We start from the raw sequence: 287 nt of genomic DNA on the forward strand, positions 1-287 counted from the left end.
AGCGGCATAGTCGAACACGGTCAGCTCGCTCGAGGCGGGCGGATCCTGCTCGAGACGGGGCACCTTCAAGTCCTGCTGCAACACCAGACGGCCGTCATCCAGAGACAGCTCGCCCGCGATGACCTTCATCAGGGTGGACTTGCCCGCCCCGTTGCGGCCCACCAGACAGAGGCGCTCGCCGCGCTCTATGGTCAGCTCGGCGTTGTCGAGCAGCGGGAAATCACTGAACGACAGACAAGCGCCGTGCAATGTCAAAAGTGCCATGTTTGTTCCTTGTTACTTATGAA

Annotated in this window: 1 protein-coding gene; it reads right to left on the minus strand. The window is 60.6% G+C overall.

What is annotated here, in order from left to right; all coding sequences use genetic code 11:
- On the minus strand, nt 1–264 hold a 264-nt coding region (locus B4920_RS30805; protein WP_139379663.1), incomplete at its 3' end, for an ATP-binding cassette domain-containing protein.
- Nucleotides 265–287: the final 23 nt, after the last annotated feature.

The sequence above is a fragment of the Zoogloea sp. LCSB751 genome (assembly GCF_002028455.1).
Classification (GTDB): Bacteria; Pseudomonadota; Gammaproteobacteria; order Burkholderiales; family Rhodocyclaceae; genus Zoogloea.